The sequence below is a fragment of the Streptomyces sp. NBC_00212 genome, from assembly GCF_045206365.1.
GTDB lineage: Bacteria > Actinomycetota > Actinomycetes > Streptomycetales > Streptomycetaceae > Streptomyces.
Genome location: NZ_CP108115.1, coordinates 1,955,709 through 1,975,608, shown reverse-complemented (window position 1 = coordinate 1,975,608; position 19,900 = coordinate 1,955,709). Strand labels below are relative to the sequence as shown.

Sequence of the window (19,900 nt, the reverse complement as noted above, 5' to 3'; positions counted from 1 at the left end):
GGCGTGGTCACGCCCTCAGTACCCGCTCCGCCGCGCCCCGGCCCAGCAGTGTGTGGAGCAGGCGGGTGGGGGGCAGCGCGGGGTGGAGGTAGGTGTGTTCGCGGCGGTGTTCCACGACCGCCAGCATCTTGTGGAGGGTGTTCCTCGCGTCCTCCTGCCGGCCCGCGTGGTGCTGGGCCTGGCCGAGGAGGCCCAGGTGGAGGGGCAGGCGGAGGTGGGTTCGGGAAGGGCGGAGTTCGGCGAGGGCGGACTGCATCAGGGTGATGCCCTCGGCCTCGCGGCCGGAGTGGGTCAGGCCCCAGCCCTCGGGGAGGTTCAGCATCGCCTTCCAGTAGAGCAGCCCGTGTTCGCCGGCCAGGCGTGAACCCTCCGCGCCCGAGTGCAACGCCGTGTCGACGTCGTCCTCCCAGGCGGCCAGGACCGCGTCCACGTAGAGGGCGAAGGCGCGGTCGGAAGGCCTGCTCTCGTACGCGGTCAACCGGAGCAGCTGTCGGCGGCGTTCGGTCGCGGTGGCGCGGTCGCCGAGGAGCCAGTGGGTGAAGGCGTCGTAGGAGCGGCAGGAGACGCGGGGGTCGTGCTGGAACGTACGGGCCAGGGAGTGTCCCTCGCGGGCGAAACGGTCCGCCGTTTCGACGGCGCCGTCCAGCGCGGTGAGCGCCTCGCGGAGCCGGCCGCGGATGTGCAGGACGATTCCCTCGCCGTAGGCCGCGCCGAGCTGCGCGACGGGGTGGCCGGTGCGGTCGGCGATCGTGCGCAGGAGGCCGGAGAACCGGCGGGAGTCGTCGTACCGCCCGGTGACCAGGAGGCCCGCGCACAGGGCCCACAGCACCGACGGGTCCTCGGGGGCCCCGGTGACGGCGTTGAGGGCGCGGCCCTGGCCGAGCAGCGCCTCGGCCTCGGCGTCGCCGTAGCCGCGGGTGATGGCCAGTACCTGACCGAGCTGGATGTGCAGCCGCTGCTCCAGGACCGGGGTCGAGTCGTCGCCGGGCGGCAGTAAGCGGATCAGGCGGACGGCGCGGCGCAGCCAGCTCTCGACCTGTTCGTACGCGAGGCGCTGCTCGGCCTGTTCGGCGGCGCGCAGCAGCCGGGGGAGGACCTCGCGGGCCGGCAGGGCGTCCTCGGCGCGCCAGCTGTGGTGGGCGACGCGCTCGATCTCCTCTTCCTCCCTCTGCCGGTGCCCGCGGGCGCACAGGCCCGACGCGACGCGGGCGTGCAGCCGGCAGCGTTCCTCGTGCGAGAGCTCGTCGAGGAGCGTCTCCTGGACGAGCGCGTGGGCGAAGTGGAGCCGGCCGGGGCGGTGCGGGTCCTCGTCGAGCAGTTCGGCGCGGATCGCCGACTCCAGGGCCGTGGCGACCGGTTCGTCCTCGACGGCGGTGAGGTGCAGCAGGTCCGTGTCGACCTCGGTGCCGATGACGGCACAGAGCCGCAGCACCCGCAGGACGGGCTCCGCAAGCGAGGTGAAGCGCTGGCGCAGCGCCTCGCGCACGCCCGTCGGGATGCGGGCGAGGAGCATGTCCGCGGCGCCCTGGTCGTGCAGCTGACGGACGTCGCCGAGGAGGGAGAGGAGCTGCATGACGAAGTAGGGGTTGCCCCTGCTGCGCTGGTGCAGGGCATCGACGACCTCGGTCGACACGCCGGGCCCGGCCTGCGCCCGGACCAGCGCCGCGACGGCGGTCCGGGAGAGGCCGCCGAGCCGTAACGTCTCCGTCCGGGGGCCCCGCAGGGTCTCGGCGAGGGTGCGCCGCATGGCGGCGTCGGACTCGACCTCGAAGTCACGGGCGGTCAGCACGATGCTGAGCGGGTTGCCCTGGCGGCGGATGGCGAGCAGCCGGAGCAGTTCGAGGGAGGCGGTGTCGGCCCAGTGCAGGTCCTCCAGGAGCAGGACGAGAGGACGCTGCGCGGCCAGGGTGAGCAGGACCTCGCACACCGCGTCGTGGGAGAGGAACCGGGCCTGCGCCCAGTCGACTTCGCCGCCCTGTCCGTCGCCGGTCCGCCGCGACCGTTCGGGCATCAGCGGGGCGAGGAGCGCGCCGAAGGGCTCCGTCGCGGCGCGGAAGGCCTCCGGCCGGGTGACCGACAGCCGGCGCAGCACCTGCGTCCACAGCCAGTAGGGCGGGACTCCCTCGCCCTGGAAGCAGTGGCTCCAGACCACTTCCAGCTCCCCGGGGGCGGCTTCCAGACGGGGGGCGAGCTCCAGCAGGAGCCGCGTCTTGCCGACGCCGGCGGGGCCGAGGACGCTGGCCACGTGGCCGTGGCCGGTGAGCGCGCCGGCCGCGGCGCCCACCAGCCGGTGCAGTTCCTGGTCCCGGCCGGTGAACGGGGACGGAGCCTCCGCTTCCGCGGAGTCGGGTCCCGGCCCGGAAGAGAGCTCGACCGGTTCCGGCTGGTCCGCCGGCAGGCCGTCGCCGAGCTCCTGACGCAGGATGGCGTCACGGACGCGCTGGAGCCCGGGGGCGGTGTCCACGCCGAACTCCTCGGCCAGGTGGCTGCGCGTGCGCTCGTACAGTTCGAGCGCCTCGGCCTGCCGCCCGAGACGGGAGAGCGCGGTCATCAGATGGCCGACCAGGCGCTCGCGCGCCGGGTTCAGGCCCGCCTCCCGGCCGAGGCCGGCCGCGACCTCGTCGGCCGCACCGAGGGCGAGTCCGGCCTCGGCGCACGACTCCAGGGCGGTGAGGCGGAGCTGCTCAAGGCGTGCGCCCTCGTCGCTGAGCCTTGGATGGGCGCCGAACTCGCCGTACGGGTGGCCCTGCCACAGCTCCAGCGCCTCGCTGAGCCGGGCGCGCGCCAAGAGGTGTTCGCCGCGGTCCAGCAACTGCCGCCCCGATGCCACCAGTTGCTCGAAGCGGCACACGTCGACCTGCTCGGGGGAGAGCTGGAGGATGTATCCGGGTGCCAGATGCCGCAGGGCCGACCGGGTGCCCGGGCCGGCCGCCGGATCGAGCGCACGCCGCAGATGGGAGACGTGGCTCTGCAGCGCGGCGAGGGGCTGTCGTGGCGGCTCGTTCCGCCACAGTTCCTCGATGAGCTGCTCGGTGGGCACGACCCGGCCCAGGCGTATGAGCAGCAGGGCGAGCAGGGCCCGCCGCAGCGGTGGGCCGAGCGGGAGGTCCACGTCCGCGTGCCGCACCGACATGGGTCCCATGACACGCAGCAGCAGCCCGGACGGATGGTCCCGCTCCGACAGCGGCGGCGGGCCCGGCGTCCGAGGTGCGTACATGTGATCCCCACCGTTCTCGCGCTTGTGGTCGTGCCGAACGTGGCGGGCCGACGAATGCCTGGACCATCCGTTCGCGATCTTGGCACGCCGGTCGGGCCCCTCCAAGATCACCCGGCGGTATTCCGTCACCGGACGGCAAGCGGACGGCAAGGGAATGGCAACCCGTCGGCAAGGGGGCGGTAACGAGGTCGCAAGGAGTCCGCACGATCCGAACAGGCCACCGCAAGGGGGGTGTTGCAGGATTCCCCCACTCGAACATCAGGTGAGGTCACGATGTATGACATCGGCGTGGTCCATGAACACCCGCTCATCGCATGGGCAGTTGGGCACGCGCTGTCCGAATTCCCGGACATGCGGGTGCACGTGCTGAGCGCGGCGGCCCTCGCGCTGCCGGGCGTCCCCCTGGTGTTACCCGACCGATTCGACGTGCTCGTCATCGACCGGCCCCTCGGGCGGCCACATCTGGCCGGGATCGAGGCCGCGGCGGCCAGGGCCTCCTGCGTCCTGATGCTCTCCGACGCCGCAGCCGAGCAGCCGCGCCCGGGAGTGACCCTCTGTCTGCCCGAGCGCACGGATCCGATGGCCCTGGCCGCCGCCGTGCACCTGGCGGCGCGGAACGCGCAGCTGCCGCCCCGGTCGGCCGGGGCGGCAAAGGAAGCGGGTGCGCTCTCGGTCCGCGAGCGGCAGGTGCTGAGGCTGCTCGCGGACGGCCTGACGCACGATCAGGCGGCGCGGCGCCTGGGCATCAGCCGCCACACCGTGGACACCTACGTCAAACGCATCCGGGCCAAACTCGCCCTGGGCAACAAGGCGGAGCTGGTCAAGGCGGCGATGGCCTATGGCTGGAACTGACCCGCGGACGCGGTCACCGGAAGGGATCCGCCTCCTCGGCGAACCGGCCGTGCTCGGCCACCGCCATCCCCTGCGAGTACCCGATGCCGGCGGCCGCCAGCTCCGCCGCGAGCCCTGACGACGGACGGACGACGTCCTCGTACGCGACTCCGTCGGGCAGCCGGAGCAACTCGGGCACCGGCACCGGCACCCCGCTGAGCCGGCCCGCCCGCGCCACGCGGTCCTCGATCTCCCCCCAGTAGCCCGCCATCTTCGCTCCGCCCACCACACCCGCACAGCCGAGCAGCGAAAGCAGCGCGATGTTGGAGGAGTTGTCGAGGACGAACGCCTCGCCGACGGTGTCACAGTCGACCAACCGGCCCGTGCCGTCGAGCTTCCTGGCCCGCGTCCGCAGCCCGAACAGGGCGGCCGGCCAGCCGCCCGACTCGTCGGACCCGGCTCCCGGAAGACCGTCGCGGAAGAACGCGACGAGCAGATCCAGCGGCAGATACAGCGTCCGGCCCGGCACCGTGAGCCCGGCCGCGCGCTCCACGGCCGACATCAGCAGCAGGTGCGAGAGGGCGCGATCGGCTCCGTGCAGGGCCAGTTCGGCCGCCTCCCGATCCGCGCCGACCGCACGCGGCGGCACCTCGCCCATCGGCCCCTGCCCGGCGACGACCACGTGCTTGGCCTTCTTGTTCCGGGTGAACAGGGTCTCGCGGGCCAGCGCGCCGTCCTGGTCGAGGAACCACCACGCGTAGGGCCGCCATCCGAGGTCCGAGAAGTTCACGTGCGTCAGTGCGACCCGCAGATGGAAGGCCGACGGGTCGCGGCGCTGCAGATGGCGCACGTACCAGGACACGCCGACGCGGGGGAAGAAGACGTTCGGGCTCGCGTGCGGGAGGCTGACCACCACACGGCGGGCCTGAGCGAACGCGCGCAGGCCCGCGTCGTCGAGGCCGAGCGCCCGCAGCGCCCGCTCCTTCCCCCCGTCGCTGGTCACGAGCCCGTCGCGCGCCGACCGCAGCCAGGCGGTGAACTCACCGCGGCTCCCTGTTCCGTCGAACACCATGTCACCGTCTCCTTCCCATTCCTCACTGCGTGGATCACAGACTCAGCGCGCGGACGTGCCCGGCGTGTCCCACCGCGGCCGCATCACCAGCCACCCGGCAGCGAACAGCGCCGTGCCGCAGGCGAGCACGACAAAGGCCACGGCGACGCCGTACACCCCGACCAGCGTGCCCGCGGCGAACGAGAACACCGCCTTGGCCAGCGACGCCACCACATTGCGGACCACCGCGAACTGCCCCACCTCGTGGTCCGCGGGCACCTGGTTCGTCAGCACCTGCATACAGATCACGTGACAGGTGACGGCCAGCGACAGACCGAAGGCGACCACCGCCACCAGATACGCGGCATCGACCAGCGCCAGTGCCAGCGACAGGGCGACCGTCACCGGCAGCGCCCAGCCGAGCACCCGCCGGGACGAGACTGCACCCGTCGACAGCAGGACGCCGGCGAGGAAGCCGCCGGCGATCGTGACGATGTTCAACAGCGCGTAGTACGACGGCTGTTCGGGGGCGACGGTGCTGGCGAGGGGTACCAGGATCGTGTTCAGGAACTGCAGTGCGCCGCTGCTGGGCACGGAGAAGACGAGCACCCCGATCAGGGCGGAGCTCCAGCGGATCGGGACGGCCGCCCGCCCCCCGCCCGCCGGGTTCTCCCCGGAGCCCGGCCGCTGTTCGGCCCGGTCGGCGTAGCCCCGGGTGCCGAGGGACAGGGAGCCCGCGCTCGCGGCGTACGCCAGCGCCGCGCAGATCAGCGCCGCCGTGATCCAGCCCTGGGCGAGCGCCACCCCGGCCAGCCCCGCGCCGAAGACCTGCCCGGTCAGCGACGCCGACTGGGACACCGCGAGGAGACGCCGCGCCTCCTCCCGCTCGAACGCGCCCCGGATCAGCCGGTTCAGGGCCGCCTTGTTGAACATCTTCGCGATGGACAGCACGACTTGGCTCAGGGCGATGACGGTGATGGACAGGGCCGTACGGCCGCCGGAGGAGAAATGCTGGGCGGCGAGCAGGAGTGACACCACGGAGAGCGCCGTGTTGGTGCTGCGCGCCACCCGGCCGGCCCGTCCCCGGTCCGCGAACCTCTTGAACAGCAGCCCGAGGAGCGCCGCGGGGAGGTAGCCGAGGACCACCATCACACCGATGAGCAGGGCACTGTTCGTCAGCGCGTAGGTGAGCCAGAGCAGTACGACCGCCTGACCGCCCTCGGCGAAGGACGACAGGGTGAAGAACAGGGTGAAGAACAGGCGGGACGAGCGGTGCGCCGGAGCGGGCGCGGGCGGATCGAGCTGTCGCGACGGCGGCTTGGCGGACGGCATGGAGAAACGACCTGTCGTGAGGCTTCGGTGAGGTGGGGGCGGGCGCAGGCTCTGCGGCTGTCAGCCGCCCGAGAGCCGGCCGACGCCGGCCAGGGCCGCGTGCACGGCCGCCTCGTCGGGGCACGAGAAGAACGCGAGCCGCGAGAAGGCGCAGGAACTGCCGAGGTCCGCTTCCGATTCGGCCCGGGAACTTCCAGGAGAGACGCCTACGATGCCGGGCACCGCAAGCAACTCGGAGTCCTCGGGGACGCGTCGGCGGCTGCCCGGGCTGGGCGCCGCCACTCCGATCACGCCACTGAAACCGGCCGGCCCGCCGCCGGCCGGCAGGCCGGACCCCGGTGGTCTGCCGAGCTGAATCCGGACGAATTCGTCCCAGAGGTCGACGCCGTGGAACTCGCGCAGCGACTCGGCGACTCCGCCCCCGGCCGGGCGCAGGGCGACCTCGTTGAACAGAAGCCTGTCGCCCACCTGGAAGAGCTCCAGGTGGAAGACGAAATCGGCGATGCCGAGGGCGGCGACAGCGCGTTCGGCGGCCCGCAGCGCGGGCTCACGGCGTGGGTCGCCCGGCGGCAGATGGATGCTCGCCCGGGTCGTTCCGGCGGCGCTCAGCACCGGCCGGTCGTAGGCCGAGGCGAACGCCGCCCGCAGTTCACCGCCGCGGACCACCCCGTCCACATGCAGCTCGCAGTCCGCGTCGACGGCCTCCTCCACGAGGAAGAGCTCGTCACCGGCGGCGGCGAGTTCTCGTGCCCGCTCGGCCGGCATCCGGCGCACCCCCTTGCTGGAGGATCCGGACAGCGGTTTCACCACCACCTCCGGCGGGAGGGCGCCGAGCGCGGACGCGGTGGCGAGGTCACCGGAGAGCCAGCAGCGGGCCGTGGGCAGGGACGGCCTGATCCACTGCTTCATCCGCCACTTGTTGGTCACCGTCAGGGCCGCCTCGAAGCCCAGGCCGGGCAGCCCGTATCTGCTGCGCAGAAAGGCCGCGAACGCGAGGTTGCTCTCGGAGGTCGCGAGCACGTACCGGAAGGGCTGCTTCGCCATGAGCCGGTCGACGGTGGCGAGCGTCTCGCGCTCGTGGTCGAAGGACGGCACGGTGAGCCTGCCGCCGGACGCCTCGCCCGCGTGGAGGTCCAGGTACTCGACCTCGGCGGCGAAGGCGGCGCGGGCCGCGTCGAAGAGCGGCTTGCCGGTGCTGAGGACGAGGGCGCGGGCGTCAGACACGGCCGGACTCGTTGAACTCGACTATCCGGCCCATGAGTTCGCCGAGCCGGGCGTTGTCGGGAGCGGACACGAGAGCGTGACCGGCCCGGCCGTACGAACCGGTGCCGCCGCCCCCGACGGTGTCCGGGTAGCTGAGTTCGTGGAACGCGAAGTGCTTCTCGAAGTCCGCCCGGGTCAGCTCCACTCCCTCGAACCGGCGCAGGTAGATGTAGGCGAAGTACGCGTCGGGGTCCTTCGGCGCGAGCAGGTCGGCCGCGTCCTCGCCGAGGGCCAGCCCCACCGTGAGGTCGTAGAGGTCGACGCCGTGGGTCAGTTGCACGATCTCGGTGTGGTGGGCGCCGGGAGTGCGGGTGCCGCACTCACCGAAGACGAGGTCGTCGCCGTCCTCGAACGCCTCCAGGTGGAAGACGCAGTCAGGGGCGCCGAGGCCGCCCAGGGCGCGTTCGGCCAGCGCCCTCGCGCCGTCGAGGAACTCGGCGTTCTCCTTCCGCGACAGCACCTGCGAGGCCAGTACGGCACCGGTGTTCGTGCTCATCGGCCGCTCGTGGAACCGGGAGACCGAGCACCACCGCAGCCGCCCCTGGGACCAGACGCCGTCGATGTTGAACTCCCGGCCGCCCACGAAGGACTCCGCGACCCAGGCCGCGTCGGCCCCGCCACGGCGCGGGCCGAGGTGCCGGACGAACTCCCGCTCCGAGCCGATGGCCGCCGCACCGACCGACCCCGCCCCGTTGGCGGGTTTGACGACGAAGGGAGTGCCGAGCCCGGCCGCCAGCTCCGCGTAGGTGGTGTGCGGGCCGATGTACTCGCACCGGGCCCGCTGGACGTCCGGTGGCAGGGCGGCCTTCTGCAGATACTTGTCCCGGAACCGCAGGGCCCGTGCCCAGTCGCGGTCACCCGGCAGCCCCAGGTGGTCGCGGAGCAGGGCGGCGGTGAACACGCCCTGCTCGTGACCGGTGACGACGCCGACGACATCCGTGAGGCCGGCGCCGAGCACCGTCCTGAGGACCTCTTGGGCGTCCTCCAGGTCGTCGACCAGCGCGAACCTGGTGCCGGCGAGTGCCTCCTTCGCCTTCCTTTCCACATGGAAGACGTCGAGGCCGCGTCGGGCGACCGCGTCGGCGATGCCTTTCCGGTAGCCCAGGACGATCACGGTGCCCATGGTTCTGCCTCCAGCTTCAGCTCGTAGAGGTCGTGCGTGCCGGGGCGGAACGGCGCCACGCGCCGAAAGCCCCGCCGGGTGAAGAAGGCGGTGTTGGCCGCCAGAGTCGTGCGCAGCGCGATCCGGATCTCCCGGCACCCCGCCGCCGCGGCCCGGCCGACGACGGCGTCGACCAGCGACGAGCCGACGCCCCGGCCGCGCAGCGCGGGTTCGGTCGCGAGGAAGCACAAGGTGTAGGAGCCGTCCTCGGGGTACTGCAGCACGCAGCCGGCGAGCCGCCCGCCGATGCGGGCGACCAGCCATTGGGAGAGTTCACGGCGGACGGCCTCGGCCGTTCGTCCCAGCGCGGTCGGCCGGAACTCTCCCGCATACGGGGCGTAGGCGGCGGCAAGCACCGCGAGGATTCCCGGTATGTCCGCCTCGTCGGCGCCGGCCACCACTACGCCCCGCACGGCTGCCCGGACCGGGTCATCCATCGCTCTCGGCGGCCGAGGGGGTGCGGGCCGTGAAGAGTTCGCTGTGGTACGGCATCGTCAGCGCGCCGTCCTGGTCGGCATGGCGGTCGATGAGGTCCCGGAGCCGGTCGAGCAGCGCCTGACCGTGCGCCTCGATGCCGCGCTGCACCTGGGTCGAGGACTTCGCCATGCCGACGAAGTCGTCCGCCGCCATCGTCGTCGTCCAGTCGGCGGTCCTGACCTCGACGGTGCCGCCGCCGGGGGCGAACGCCTCGCGCAGTTCGGCTCCGAAGTCGAAGGCCCGGTAGTGCCGGCTGTAGCCGGGGCTCAGCTCCTCAAGGAGGGACTCGTAGGCGTCCAGGAACGAACTCGCCGCGAAATCACGGTTGTTCTGAATGATCGCGACCTGGCCACCCGGATTCAGGCAGCCCCGTGCCGCGCGCAGGAAGCGCGGCCGGTCCATCCACTGGAAGGACTGGGCGGCGACGATCAGATCGACGTCCCGCGCCTGCTCCAGGAACGGTTCGGCCGGACCGACCGACCAGCTCACCGACGGGAACTTGGCCCGGCCCCTCGCCACCATGTCGGACGACAGGTCGACCGCCTCGTACCGGCCGTCCTCGCCGAGGATCGGAATGAGCCCCTCCAGGACGATGCCGGTGCCCGCCCCGGCGTCGACGACGTGCGGCCGGGGCCGCCCCGCCAACGGCCCGACGAGCTCCTTGAGCAGGACGGCGGGGTAGCGGGGCCGGTGCCGGTCGTAGTCGTCGGCGAGGGTGTCGAACTTCTGCTTGCGCGGTTCCATGCGCGGTCACCTGTTTCCGTAGTGCGATGGGCCGACGTGCCCCGGAGCGCCGTCGGCCGCGGGTGCGTAACGGGAGGGCGGACGGCGCAGGCCGAGCTTTTCGCGCAGGGTGCCCTCCCGGTAGCCTTCCTTGTATACGCCAAGCTTCTGCAGCTCGGGAACGACATGATCGACGAATTCGGCCAGTCCGCCCGGCAGTTGGGGCGGCATGATGTTGAAGCCGTCGGCGGCGCCCGACCGCAGCCACTGCGCCATCGTCCGCGCCACCCGGCGGTAGGAGCCGACCAGAACCAGGTGTCCCCGGGCGATCGTCATGCGCTCGTACAGCTGGCGGATGGTGAGCCCCTCCGCCGCGAGCTTCTCGATGAGCCCGCGCCGGCTCTGGTTGCCGTTCGAGGGCGGCAGCTCCGGCAGCGGACCGTCGACGTCGTACCCGGAGAGGTCGAATCCGCCCACCAGGTCGGACAGCATGGCCACGCCGAGGCCCGGATGGATGAGCCGCTGCAACTGCTCGAACTTCTCCCGCGCCTCTTCGTCCGTGGCACCGATGAACGGGCACAGGCCCGGCATCACCAGGATGTCCCGGTTCACACGGTCGTACTGGGCGAGCCGCTGCCTGAGGTCCGTGCGGAAGGCCTGGGCCGCCGCCATGTCCGGCTGCGCGGTGAACACCGCCTCGGCGGTGCGCGCCGCCAGCTCCTTTCCGTCCTCGGACGAACCCGCCTGCACCACCAGCGGGTGACCCTGCGGCGGGCGGGAGACGTTCAGCTCGCCACGGACCCCGAAGTGCGCGCCCTCGTGGCCGAGCACATGCCGGCGGGCCGGGTCGTAGAAGACGCCGCGCTCCTTGTCGCGGGGGAAGGCGTCGTCCTCCCAGCTGTCCCACAGACCGGTGACGACCTCGAAGAACTCGGCGGCCCGGCGGTAGCGGTCACCGTGCTCCGGATGCTCGTCCAGGCCGAAGTTGTGGGCGGCGTCCTTCTTGGACGAGGTGACCATGTTCCAGCCCGCGCGCCCGCCACTGAGCAGATCGAGCGAGGCGAACTCGCGGGCGACGTTGTACGGCTCCTTGTACGTCGTCGAGGCCGTGGCGACAAGCCCGAGGTGGGTGGTCTTCATCGCGAGCGCGGACAGCAGCGTCATCGGCTCGAAGACGACCACCCGGCTTCCGTAGCCGTCCCGGTCGTCGTTGAAGACGGACGGCGTGTCCGACAGGAACATGAAGTCGAACAGGCCGCGTTCGGCGGTTCGGGCGATGTCGATGTAGTGGTCGATGTTCTGCGCACCGTCCGCCACGGCGTCGGGGTGGCGCCAGGCTGCGGCGTGGTGGCCCGTCCCGTAGGACAGATAGGCGCCCAGTACCAGTTCGCGGTCCTCTGGCTCGCTCATGAGGGGCCCGATCTCCTTTCGTGTGCGGGAGGGCTCAGCCCTGCAACTGGAAGACCTCGCGCAGCTCCGCGATCCCGTCCTCCAGCGCCCGGGTCGACCCGTGCTCCGAGATGTGCGCGAAGCTCTGCCGCATCGCCGTGATCGAGGCGCGCAGGCCCTGGTTGGCGTACACGGCGAGCGAGAAGCCGGCCGCGCGCAGCTGCCCGGCGTCCACGTCCGGGTAGGTCGTCGGCACGGCGATCAGCGGTACGTCGGTGCGCTGCCAGCTGCGGCCGAAGTCCAGGATCTCCTGCCCGTCGCGCGACTTGGAGTGGATGAGCACCGCGTCCGCGCCCGCCTCGACGTAGGCGTCGGCCCGCCTGAGCGCATCGTCCTTGGGGCCCCCGGCGATGAACGTCTCGATCCGCGCGACGACGACGAAGTCGGGGGTGCGCTGGGCCTTCTTGGCCACCCGGATCTTGTTGCAGAAGCTCTCGATGGTCTCCTGGTGCTGGGTGCCGTCGCCGAGCGAGTTCCGCTTGGGGAAGACCTTGTCCTCGATGCAGACGCCCGCGATGCCGACCCGCTCGTACTGGTCGACCATGCGCGCCACGTTGCTCGCGCCGCCGAAGCCGGTGTCGCAGTCCGCGAGCACCGGCAGATCGGTGGCGTCGTTCATCGTGCGGGCCGCGTTGAGGAATTCGGTCATCGTCAGAATGCTCTCGTCGGGCACCGCGTACGACGCGGATATCCCCAGACCGCTGGCCCACAGCACCTGGAAGCCGCTGTTCTGCGCGATCCGCGCGCCCAGACCGTCGTGGACGCCCGCGGCCAGGGACAGCTCGCCGTCCCGGGCGATCGCCTCGCGCAGCATGGCTCGCTTGTTCATGATGTCTCCTCAGAAATGGTGTGGGACGGGTTGGTTCACGGACCTGCGGGCGAAGCCGACCACCTGCTCCGCGACGCTCTTCAGTTGTTCTTCGACTCGCGCGTCGTCGCACCGCCCGGCCGGGGTGAAGCCGGTCTGGGTGCTGTTGAGCGCCACCCCCAGCGGCGTGGGCCAGCCGCGCAGCGTGTGCGTCACGGCTCGCAGCGCGCCGAGGGTGACGACCGCGCCCTGGTACCCCTGCCCGACGGCCAGACAGCCGACGGCCCGGCCGGTCAGGTACGGCCTGGCGTCGTCGCGCAGCTCCTCCAGGTGGTCGAGGGCGTTCTTGACGAGCCCGGAGATGCCGCCGTGGTAGGCCGGGCTGGCCAGCACCACTCCGTCGGCCCGCGCCGTCTCCTCGATCAGCCGCAGGGCCGGCCGGGAGAGCGGCGCGCCGCCGGGGTCGTACAACGGCATGACCAGGTCGGTGCCGGCGAACAGCCGGACCTCGGCGCCATGCCGCTCGGCCTCGGTCAGGACCGCCCGCAGCGCTCGTTCGGCCGTGGAGCCGGGCCGGTTCGATCCGCCGATTCCGACGATCCTCACGACGCGCCCTGCCGAGCGGGCTCGCCCGCGGGAGGCGAGGGGGCGAGCAGCGGTGCCGCCACCGCGCGAAGGAACCCGCCCTGCCGCACGTAGTCCAGCTCGCGCGCGGTGTCCACGCGGGCCAACATCCGCCACGCGCCGACGAGTTGGCCACCGGGTCCCAGGGCCCGTACGGTGACCTCGCCGCGGGGCCGCAGCGTTTCGAGTCCGGTGATCTCGAAGGTCTCGCGGCCGGTGAGGCCCAGCTCCTTCGGACCCCGCCCCGGTGGGAACTGGAGCGGGACGATGCCCATGCCCACCAGGTTGCTCCGGTGGATCCGCTCGAAGCTCTCGGCGAGGACGGCCCGCACGCCGAGCAGCGCGGGGCCCTTGGCCGCCCAGTCGCGGGAACTGCCGAACCCGTAGTCGCGGCCCGCCAGGATGACCACCGGAGTCCGCTCGGCGAAGTAGCGGGACGCCGCGTCGTAGACACTCATCACCTCGCCGCTGGGCACGTGGAGCGTGCGGCTGCCGCCCTGGGACGGGGTGAGTTTGTTGCGGAAGCCGGGGTTGGCGAAGGCTCCGCGGACCAGCACCTCGTGGTTGGCGCGACGGCAGCCGTACGAGTTGTAGTCGGCGCGGGCGATCCCGGTGCCGGCCAGATGACGGCCGGCCGGTGAGTCCTCGGCGATGGTTCCGGCGGGGGAGATGTGGTCGGTGGTGGTCGAGTCGCCGGCGAAGACCAGGACCCGGGCCCCGCGCAGATCGGCGGTGCCGGTCCGCCCGGTGGGGTCGAAGAACGGCGAGCGCACCAGGTAGGTGGAGTCGGCCGGCCAGTCGTAGACCGGTCCTTCGGGGAAACTCAGGTCCTGCCATTCGGAGCCGCCCTGGAAGAGCGCCTCCTTCTCCACCGCGAAGTGCTCGCGGGCCACGTGCGCGACGGCGGTCGCGATCTGAGCCGGTGTCGGCCACAGATCCGCCAGCCGTACGCCGCGCCCGTCCGTGCCCGTGCCGAGCGGTTCGCTGCTCAGGTCGGTCCGTACGGATCCGGCGAGGGCGTACGCCACCACGAGAGCCGGCGAGGCGAGGTAGGCGGCCGCCACATCGGGATGGATCCGGCCCTCGAAGTTGCGGTTCCCGGAGAGCACGGCCGCGAGCCGGGTGCCCTCGCGCCGCACGGCCTCCTCGGCGGCGGGCGCCAGGCCGCCCGAGTTGCCGATGCACGTGGTGCAGCCGAAGCCGGCCACGTCGAACCCGAGCTTTTGCAAGTACGGCAGGAGTCCGGCGGCCTCCAGATAGCGCGGCACCGCACGGGAACCGGGGGCCAGCGTCGTCTTGACCCACGGCGGCACGCTCAGCCCGCGCTCGACGGCGTTGCGCGCCACAAGACCGGCGATGACCATGGACTCGGGATTGGACGTGTTGGTGCAACTGGTGATGGCGGCGATGCCCACCGCCCCGTCGGCCGGCCCCTCGTCCGCGTGATCGCCGCCGGACCGAGGGCCGTCGGGGAAACTGCCAGGCACCGCGGCCAGCGGCAACCGCTCCTGCGGCCGGCGCGGTCCCGCGACGCTGGGTTCGACCGACGACAGATCGAACTCGACGGTGCGCGCGCAGAGGGGCTCCTCGGCGCTGCCCAGCGGCACGAACAGGCCTTGCTCCTTCGCGTACGCCTCCACCACGGAGACGTCCTGCTCCGGGCGGCCGGTGAGCCGCAGATAGTCCAGCGTCGCCTCGTCCACCGGGAAGAAGGCCACGGTGCAGCCGTACTCCGGTGCCATGTTCGACACCGTCGCCCGGTCCGGCACGGAGAGCGTGGGCACACCGGGGCCGAAGAACTCCACGAACTGCCCCACCACGCCGGTGTCGCGCAGGAAGCGCGTCATGGTCAGGGCCAGATCCGTGGCGGTACTGCCGACGGGCAGCTCACCGGTCAGCCGTACGCCCACCACCGGCGGGCTCAGCAGGGACACCGAGTGCCCCAGCAGCGCGGTCTCCGCCTCGATGCCGCCGACGCCCCAGCCGAGCACCCCCAGGGCGCCGACCATCGGGGTGTGTGAATCGGTGCCGAGGACGAAGTCCGGGGCGAGCAGGCCGTCGGCGTCCGGCATCACGACCCGGGCCAGGTGCTCCAGATTCATCTGGTGCACGATGCCCCGGCCGGGCGGCACGACGCGCAGCCCGCTCATCTCGCGCTGGGCCCAGCGCAGGAACCGGTAGCGCTCGCGGTTGAGTTCGTACTCGCGGGACATGTTCAGGGCGAGCGCGCCGGGGCGGGCCCACGCGTTCACCTCCACCGAGTGGTCCACGACGATGTCCACCGGAAGCGCGGGCCGGGCGCGGCGCGGGTCGAGACCCCGCTCGGCGATCAGCGACCGCAGCGACGCGAGGTCCGAAAGGACGGGGATGCCCGTGTGGTCCTGGAGGATCAGCCGGGTGGGGCTGAAGGTGATCTCCTCCTCGGGGCCGGCGCCGGCGCAGGCGGAGATCAGCGCGGCGGACGAGGCCATGGCCCGTCCCACCGCGGCCTCGTCACGGCTCTTCACGGCGGCCCGCAGGACGTTCTCCACCAGGATGCGAACGCTGCGGGGCGCGGCATGCAGACCGGTGAGGCCGTTCTCCTCGGCTGCGGCCAGGCTGATGTACCGGCCTGCTCCCCGCGCCTGGGGCAGGGAGCGCAGCATGTCGTGCATGGTTGACCCTTCTCGCTTCGTCGGGGGGTTGCCGGCCCGGTGCCCGAGGGGGGCGGGCACCGGGCCGGCAAGCAGGGGGGGAGGGTCAGGCCGCGGCCCCGGCCCGGGACAGGGCCCGGCGGTAGATGTCGGCCAGGTCCTCCGGGGGGACCGCGCCGGCCGTACGGATGGACATGTGGCGCACCTCGTCCAGGCAGAGCCCGAGCAGGTCCTCCCGCGGCTCGATGCCCTGCTGCTCAAGGGCCCAGGCGATCAGCGCGCGACCCGAGTGCTTGCCAAGGACGTAACGGCGCTCGCCGCCGACGTGCTCGGGCGGGAAGGGCTCGAAGGTGGAGGTGTCGCGCAGCATGCCGTTGGCGTGGATGCCCGACTCGTGGGCGAACACGTTGTCGCCGATGACCGGCTGCCAGGGCAGCACCGGGTGCTTGGCCGCCTGCGAGACGAGCCGGCTGAGGTCCTTGAGCTTGGTCATGTCGATGCCGAGGTCCCGGTCGTACAGCTTCTTCAGCGCGACCACGACCTGGGCGAGGTCCGCCATGCCCGCCCGCTCCCCGATGGCGTTGACCGTCACGTGGAAGTACCGGGCGCCGGCCTTGAGCCCCGCGATGGTGTTGGCGGTCGCCAGGCCGAAGTCGTTGTGGGCGTGGCACTGCGTGTCGATGGGCGCCGCCGCCCCCACCGCGGCCACCCGCTCGCCGTAGGCCTCCGGCCCGAGCAGGCCGACGGTGTCCGAAAGGCGCAGCCGGTCGGCTCCCGCCTCGTGCACCACACCGGCGTATTCCTGCAGGAACGAGATCTCGGTGCGCGCGATGTCCTCGGCGCTGATGGACACGTACGCGCCGCGGTCCTTGGCCATCTTGATCAGGTCCTTGGCGGTGGCCAGCAGCCACGTGCGGTCCTTGCGGACGCTGGCCTTGAGGTGTCCGGCGGACGTCGGCAGACCGATGTGCACGGCCTTGAACCCCATGTCGATCGAGCGCTCGACATCCTCCCGGACGCCCCGGTGCCACACGACGAGCCGAGCCTCGTCCTGCCGGTCCACGCAGGTCTTGATGAATTCGAGTTCCTCACCGCCCATGGCGGGAATACCGATTTCGACGGAGGTCACCCCGGCGGCTATGAGCGCGTCGAGGATTTTGGTCTTCGTCTCCTTGGAAAAGGCTACGCCCGGGGTCTGCTCGCCATCCCGGAGAGTGGTGTCCTCGAGAATCAGATCATCGCGAATGGCCATGGTTGGCTCCTGAATCCTTCCGGCGGGAACGGGGAATGAGAGGATGATCCACAACGAGCGCCGACAGGGTCAATCCCCGTACGCGTCCCACGAATCGGGGACAGGTGGCCCGGGCCGAAAGGGCCTATATTCTGGAATCCGGATCGCTTGGGCTCGACGGATGGCCCCGCCGTGGAGCGGGGCACACTGGACCCTCGGGGCCTCGAACTGCCAGTACCTGACGGGCCGTTGTCGTTCTGCCCGCCACCTTGCCGCGCCGCCGCCGGAGGAATTCGTCTGCGGCTCAGCCGTATTGGCGAGCGGGCGGGCGGCGCGAGTTCTGCGAATGCCGTACGGATGCTGAGCGCGTATACGGGGTCGGCATTCGGGGCCGTATGCGGAGGGGTTTACGCGTCCTCGACGGGTGCGCTTCTCCAGCTACCAAGGCGCGCAGACCAAGGACAGTTGAAGCCGCCCTCCTATTTCACGATGTGGCGCCGGTTGCTGTGCGTTGAGCAGGTGGATCGTGCGTGCCGCTCCGACGATCAGGAGCAGCGTGATGACGATGGTCAGCGCCGTGGTCATGGCGGTCACATCCCCACCAGGAGGCGGTCGGGGCGGGCCGGAACGGCGGCGTGGGCCAAGGAGGTACCGCCCTCGTGCGCCCATGCTTCTTCGAAGTCCCGCAGTCGGTTGGCTGCTGAGGCGCCGTGCAGGGCTTCGTCGCCCGCGATGAGCGCGCTCGCGGTCAGAGCCAGGCCCGCGGGGTCGCTCGCGGCGGCCATCAGCCGGGCGGCCGCGGCGGCGCTGGTCTGCGGCGGGATGACGAGGAGGTCCCAGCGGCCGGTTCCGTAGGAGAGCACCAGGAGTTTGTGCGGGTCCTGCTCGGCCTTGAACCAGCCGGCCTTCACCACGTGTCCGGTGACGGGGATCTTGCGGGGGACGACGGGCCAGTGCTCAGGGTTGACGGCGATGCGGGTGATCCGGCCCCACAGGGGGTCGAGTACGTCGATCAGCGCGGGAAGTTCACGCAGCAGATCGCGGGATCGTGGCCACCACGCCCCGTCCAGGAGCCCACGGGAGGCGCCTGCGGGCTTGAGCGCAAGGCGGACGTTCGAAGCTGAGGGGGGATCGCGCTGCGCCAGAAGGAGGTCAGTGCTCGCGGACATCGCGCGAACCCGTCTCCGGGTCGCCGTTCGTTAACAGCGGCCCGGGGGTTATTGCTCGCCGAGAACGAGGCCGACGCTGTGGCCGGGGTGCGAAGTGCTCTCGGTATCTCAAGCGTACTCCCAGGCAGGGCCCAAAGGACCGGCTGGGGCACCGAGGTTCGGTTCGCCATCGAGATGCGCGCCCATGGACGGCCGGCGGGGGCGGGTGCACACGTCCACGACCCCGACCCGAGCATCGCGCAGGGCCGCCTGCTGGGTGTGACGAGCGCCTTGATCCGGGACGACCGGCTGTTGGGCGTCACGCGGTCCTCCGGGTCCAGCCGGGGTGTGGAGGTTCCGTCGGCCGTACGAAGGTTCGTTCCGCGAAGGGGAGAATCAGGGCCCGGAGCAGCGGTGGACCGGTCGGGTGCCACACCATTCCGATGTCCTGCCAGCCTCCGGCCCGGAGGCCGGCGAGGGCCGGCAGGTCGGCCGGGTCCACCAAGGCCGCGCCGAGCGATGCCCGGCGGCCGGTCAGGAGCCGTTCCTGCAGTCGGCAGGCCAACTCCTGACCCGCGTGGTGCGGCCGGACCAGGATCTTGGAGATCGCGAAGACATCGCCGGAGGCGGTGAGTTGCTCGACGTCGTACGGGAGCGGCCCGTCGAACCCGAACCACCACCGGCCGTCGCTCGGAACGGGGAATCCGAAGGCGCATCCCACCAGGCGGTCGGTCTCCGCGATCACGAGGGCGAACCCCGGTCGCCGGATGTCGGCGGCGAGGCGGCGCAGGAAGCCCGTCCGTCGGAGGCTGCGGTACGTCTCGCCGGTCGTCGCCTCGCAGGACTCCGTGTAGAGATCCGCCAGGTCCTCCCTCAAGTCCTGGGCCCGCCAGCGGCTCACCCGGAGCAGCCGCACCGCGGCCATGAGGTACGGGTCGTCGTTCCTGGGCCTGCGGGTTTGCTCCGGCCGGGGCCGACCGCTCACAGCACACCATCCGTGACGGTGTCCAGGCCGATCTCGCCTGCCGAGGTGATCGGCGACCGTTGTCCTCTGTCGTGGCGGTGGGTGTTCGGCTGGGGCAGGGGCATGACGCCTCGGTTCGGTAGACCCGCCGGGCAACGCCAAGCGGCGGAGCCGGACTCGCGGCCGCTCTTGGCGCGCTGTCGACAGGGGCGTACTGACGGCGGAAGCAGACGGCCGGCCGGCCCCGTGTATCGGAAGCGGGACCCGCACGATTCGCTTCAGGAGATGTGCCGGAGACCGGACGAAGGGTCCGCTCCCCGAGCCTCAGTTCGGAGCAGCAACATGTCCGCCGGGGTCTGGGACGTCCACTCGACAGCATAGTCCCGGTGTCCTCGCCAGGACTGTTCCCGTGAAACACCCTGAGCGGTGAAGGTTTCGGCAACGCCACGTCCGATACGCCGTCGGTGCAAGGGAATTGAGGCACCGGACTGATCAGAGCCGACGTCCGTGGTTCCCGCGCGCTCCGACCGGGCCGATACGCCTTGGAAGTGGTACTGCGCAGCTTCCGCGGGCCGCTGGAGGAGGGGGCTCAGTCGGGCCGGGCCGCGACGAGCGCCTCCTGTACCGTGGCGAACATCGGCACCAGGGCGGTGACGCCGCCTGCGGCCAGGACCTTCCGGTGCCACGGCCGGACACAGACCAGACCCAGCCCACCACCGCACTCGCTCACCCGGCGATGCGCCCTGTGCAGCAGTGTCAGGGCGGCGCAGTCGAAGAAGACCACCGCCCGCAAATCCACGATCAGCCGGGCTCCCGGCCGGGCGGTCGCGGCGTCGAGGGGCGCCTGGACTGCCGCAGCCGTGGCCAGATCGATCTCTCCGTACATCTCGACCACGGTGGATCCCTGCATCAGACAGCTACGCGCGCCACCCAACACCTGCGGAGAGCGCCCCGCGACGAGAGGAACGGGTTCCGGTAAACCTGGCT

General features: G+C 71.8%; 17 protein-coding genes. 1 reads left to right on the top strand and 16 read right to left on the bottom strand.

The genetic code is table 11. From position 1 onward, the window contains the following. Window positions 1-7: 7 nt before the first annotated feature. On the bottom strand, window positions 8-3,217 hold the full coding sequence (locus OHA17_RS09170) for an ATP-binding protein (protein ID WP_406505690.1): 3,210 nt from the start codon (window positions 3,215-3,217) through the stop codon (window positions 8-10). A gap of 273 nt (window positions 3,218-3,490) precedes the next feature. Between OHA17_RS09170 and OHA17_RS09165 the strand changes: the two genes are divergently transcribed. Continuing rightward, window positions 3,491-4,069, top strand: coding sequence for a LuxR C-terminal-related transcriptional regulator (locus OHA17_RS09165; RefSeq protein WP_063801894.1), 579 nt, complete (start codon window positions 3,491-3,493; stop codon window positions 4,067-4,069). 13 nt (window positions 4,070-4,082) lie between these two features. Here OHA17_RS09165 and OHA17_RS09160 read toward each other — a convergent pair whose 3' ends face one another. The 15 genes from OHA17_RS09160 to OHA17_RS09090 form a co-directional block, all read right to left on the bottom strand. Further along, window positions 4,083-5,120, bottom strand: a complete 1,038-nt coding sequence (locus tag OHA17_RS09160) for a hypothetical protein (RefSeq protein WP_406505688.1) — start codon at window positions 5,118-5,120, stop codon at window positions 4,083-4,085. A 42-nt stretch (window positions 5,121-5,162) separates the two neighbouring features. Further along, window positions 5,163-6,431: an MFS transporter gene (locus OHA17_RS09155; RefSeq protein ID WP_406505686.1), complete on the bottom strand. Its 1,269-nt coding sequence runs from the start codon at window positions 6,429-6,431 to the stop codon at window positions 5,163-5,165. Between the two features lie 60 nt (window positions 6,432-6,491). Continuing rightward, entirely contained in the window at window positions 6,492-7,655 is a 1,164-nt protein-coding gene (locus OHA17_RS09150) for an acetyl-CoA carboxylase biotin carboxylase subunit family protein (protein WP_406505684.1), read from the bottom strand. Next, the gene (locus tag OHA17_RS09145) at window positions 7,648-8,817 is read right to left on the bottom strand and encodes an acetyl-CoA carboxylase biotin carboxylase subunit family protein (RefSeq protein ID WP_406505682.1); all 1,170 of its coding nucleotides are present in this window, start codon (window positions 8,815-8,817) and stop codon (window positions 7,648-7,650) included. The genes OHA17_RS09150 and OHA17_RS09145 overlap by 8 nt, the downstream gene beginning before the upstream one ends. Then, a complete protein-coding gene (locus OHA17_RS09140; RefSeq protein ID WP_406505680.1) occupies window positions 8,805-9,293 on the bottom strand; it encodes a GNAT family N-acetyltransferase in 489 nt (162 codons plus the stop codon). The genes OHA17_RS09145 and OHA17_RS09140 overlap by 13 nt, the downstream gene beginning before the upstream one ends. Further along, window positions 9,286-10,077, bottom strand: coding sequence for a class I SAM-dependent methyltransferase (locus tag OHA17_RS09135; protein ID WP_406505678.1), 792 nt, complete (start codon window positions 10,075-10,077; stop codon window positions 9,286-9,288). The genes OHA17_RS09140 and OHA17_RS09135 overlap by 8 nt, the downstream gene beginning before the upstream one ends. Before the next feature lie 6 nt (window positions 10,078-10,083). Beyond that, the gene (locus OHA17_RS09130) at window positions 10,084-11,466 is read right to left on the bottom strand and encodes an LLM class flavin-dependent oxidoreductase (RefSeq protein ID WP_406505676.1); all 1,383 of its coding nucleotides are present in this window, start codon (window positions 11,464-11,466) and stop codon (window positions 10,084-10,086) included. 34 nt (window positions 11,467-11,500) lie between these two features. Continuing rightward, on the bottom strand, window positions 11,501-12,334 hold the full coding sequence (locus tag OHA17_RS09125) for an isocitrate lyase/phosphoenolpyruvate mutase family protein (protein WP_053724034.1): 834 nt from the start codon (window positions 12,332-12,334) through the stop codon (window positions 11,501-11,503). A gap of 9 nt (window positions 12,335-12,343) precedes the next feature. Continuing rightward, on the bottom strand, window positions 12,344-12,919 hold the full coding sequence (locus OHA17_RS09120) for an NADPH-dependent FMN reductase (protein ID WP_406505674.1): 576 nt from the start codon (window positions 12,917-12,919) through the stop codon (window positions 12,344-12,346). Beyond that, the gene (gene acnA / locus OHA17_RS09115; protein ID WP_406505672.1) at window positions 12,916-15,591 is read right to left on the bottom strand and encodes an aconitate hydratase AcnA; all 2,676 of its coding nucleotides are present in this window, start codon (window positions 15,589-15,591) and stop codon (window positions 12,916-12,918) included. Before acnA ends, OHA17_RS09120 begins: the two co-directional genes overlap by 4 nt. 85 nt (window positions 15,592-15,676) lie before the next feature. Further along, window positions 15,677-16,822 carry a hypothetical protein gene (locus OHA17_RS09110; protein ID WP_406505670.1) on the bottom strand — a complete coding sequence of 382 codons (1,146 nt, stop codon included), beginning with the start codon at window positions 16,820-16,822 and terminating at the stop codon, window positions 15,677-15,679. Between the two features lie 417 nt (window positions 16,823-17,239). Continuing rightward, window positions 17,240-17,386, bottom strand: coding sequence for a hypothetical protein (locus OHA17_RS09105; RefSeq protein WP_406505668.1), 147 nt, complete (start codon window positions 17,384-17,386; stop codon window positions 17,240-17,242). A gap of 5 nt (window positions 17,387-17,391) precedes the next feature. Beyond that, the gene (locus OHA17_RS09100) at window positions 17,392-17,970 is read right to left on the bottom strand and encodes a DUF5994 family protein (protein ID WP_406505666.1); all 579 of its coding nucleotides are present in this window, start codon (window positions 17,968-17,970) and stop codon (window positions 17,392-17,394) included. Between the two features lie 298 nt (window positions 17,971-18,268). Then, window positions 18,269-18,934, bottom strand: coding sequence for a hypothetical protein (locus tag OHA17_RS09095; protein ID WP_406505664.1), 666 nt, complete (start codon window positions 18,932-18,934; stop codon window positions 18,269-18,271). Window positions 18,935-19,502: 568 nt separating this feature from the next. After that, window positions 19,503-19,823: an STAS domain-containing protein gene (locus tag OHA17_RS09090; RefSeq protein ID WP_406505662.1), complete on the bottom strand. Its 321-nt coding sequence runs from the start codon at window positions 19,821-19,823 to the stop codon at window positions 19,503-19,505. Window positions 19,824-19,900 lie beyond the last annotated feature (77 nt).

Excerpts from the sequence above, each read along its gene's own strand:
- OHA17_RS09170 (WP_406505690.1), bottom strand. The coding sequence starts at position 3,217 with ATGTACGCACCTCGGACGCCGGGCCCGCCGCCGCTGTCGGAGCGGGAC.
- OHA17_RS09165 (WP_063801894.1), top strand. The coding sequence starts at position 3,491 with ATGTATGACATCGGCGTGGTCCATGAACACCCGCTCATCGCATGGGCA.
- OHA17_RS09160 (WP_406505688.1), bottom strand. The coding sequence starts at position 5,120 with ATGGTGTTCGACGGAACAGGGAGCCGCGGTGAGTTCACCGCCTGGCTG.
- OHA17_RS09155 (WP_406505686.1), bottom strand. The coding sequence starts at position 6,431 with ATGCCGTCCGCCAAGCCGCCGTCGCGACAGCTCGATCCGCCCGCGCCC.
- OHA17_RS09145 (WP_406505682.1), bottom strand. The coding sequence starts at position 8,817 with ATGGGCACCGTGATCGTCCTGGGCTACCGGAAAGGCATCGCCGACGCG.
- OHA17_RS09140 (WP_406505680.1), bottom strand. The coding sequence starts at position 9,293 with ATGGATGACCCGGTCCGGGCAGCCGTGCGGGGCGTAGTGGTGGCCGGC.
- OHA17_RS09135 (WP_406505678.1), bottom strand. The coding sequence starts at position 10,077 with ATGGAACCGCGCAAGCAGAAGTTCGACACCCTCGCCGACGACTACGAC.
- OHA17_RS09130 (WP_406505676.1), bottom strand. The coding sequence starts at position 11,466 with ATGAGCGAGCCAGAGGACCGCGAACTGGTACTGGGCGCCTATCTGTCC.
- OHA17_RS09125 (WP_053724034.1), bottom strand. The coding sequence starts at position 12,334 with ATGAACAAGCGAGCCATGCTGCGCGAGGCGATCGCCCGGGACGGCGAG.
- acnA (WP_406505672.1), bottom strand. The coding sequence starts at position 15,591 with ATGCACGACATGCTGCGCTCCCTGCCCCAGGCGCGGGGAGCAGGCCGG.
- OHA17_RS09110 (WP_406505670.1), bottom strand. The coding sequence starts at position 16,822 with ATGGCCATTCGCGATGATCTGATTCTCGAGGACACCACTCTCCGGGAT.
- OHA17_RS09105 (WP_406505668.1), bottom strand. The coding sequence starts at position 17,386 with ATGACCACGGCGCTGACCATCGTCATCACGCTGCTCCTGATCGTCGGA.
- OHA17_RS09100 (WP_406505666.1), bottom strand. The coding sequence starts at position 17,970 with ATGTCCGCGAGCACTGACCTCCTTCTGGCGCAGCGCGATCCCCCCTCA.
- OHA17_RS09090 (WP_406505662.1), bottom strand. The coding sequence starts at position 19,823 with ATGCAGGGATCCACCGTGGTCGAGATGTACGGAGAGATCGATCTGGCC.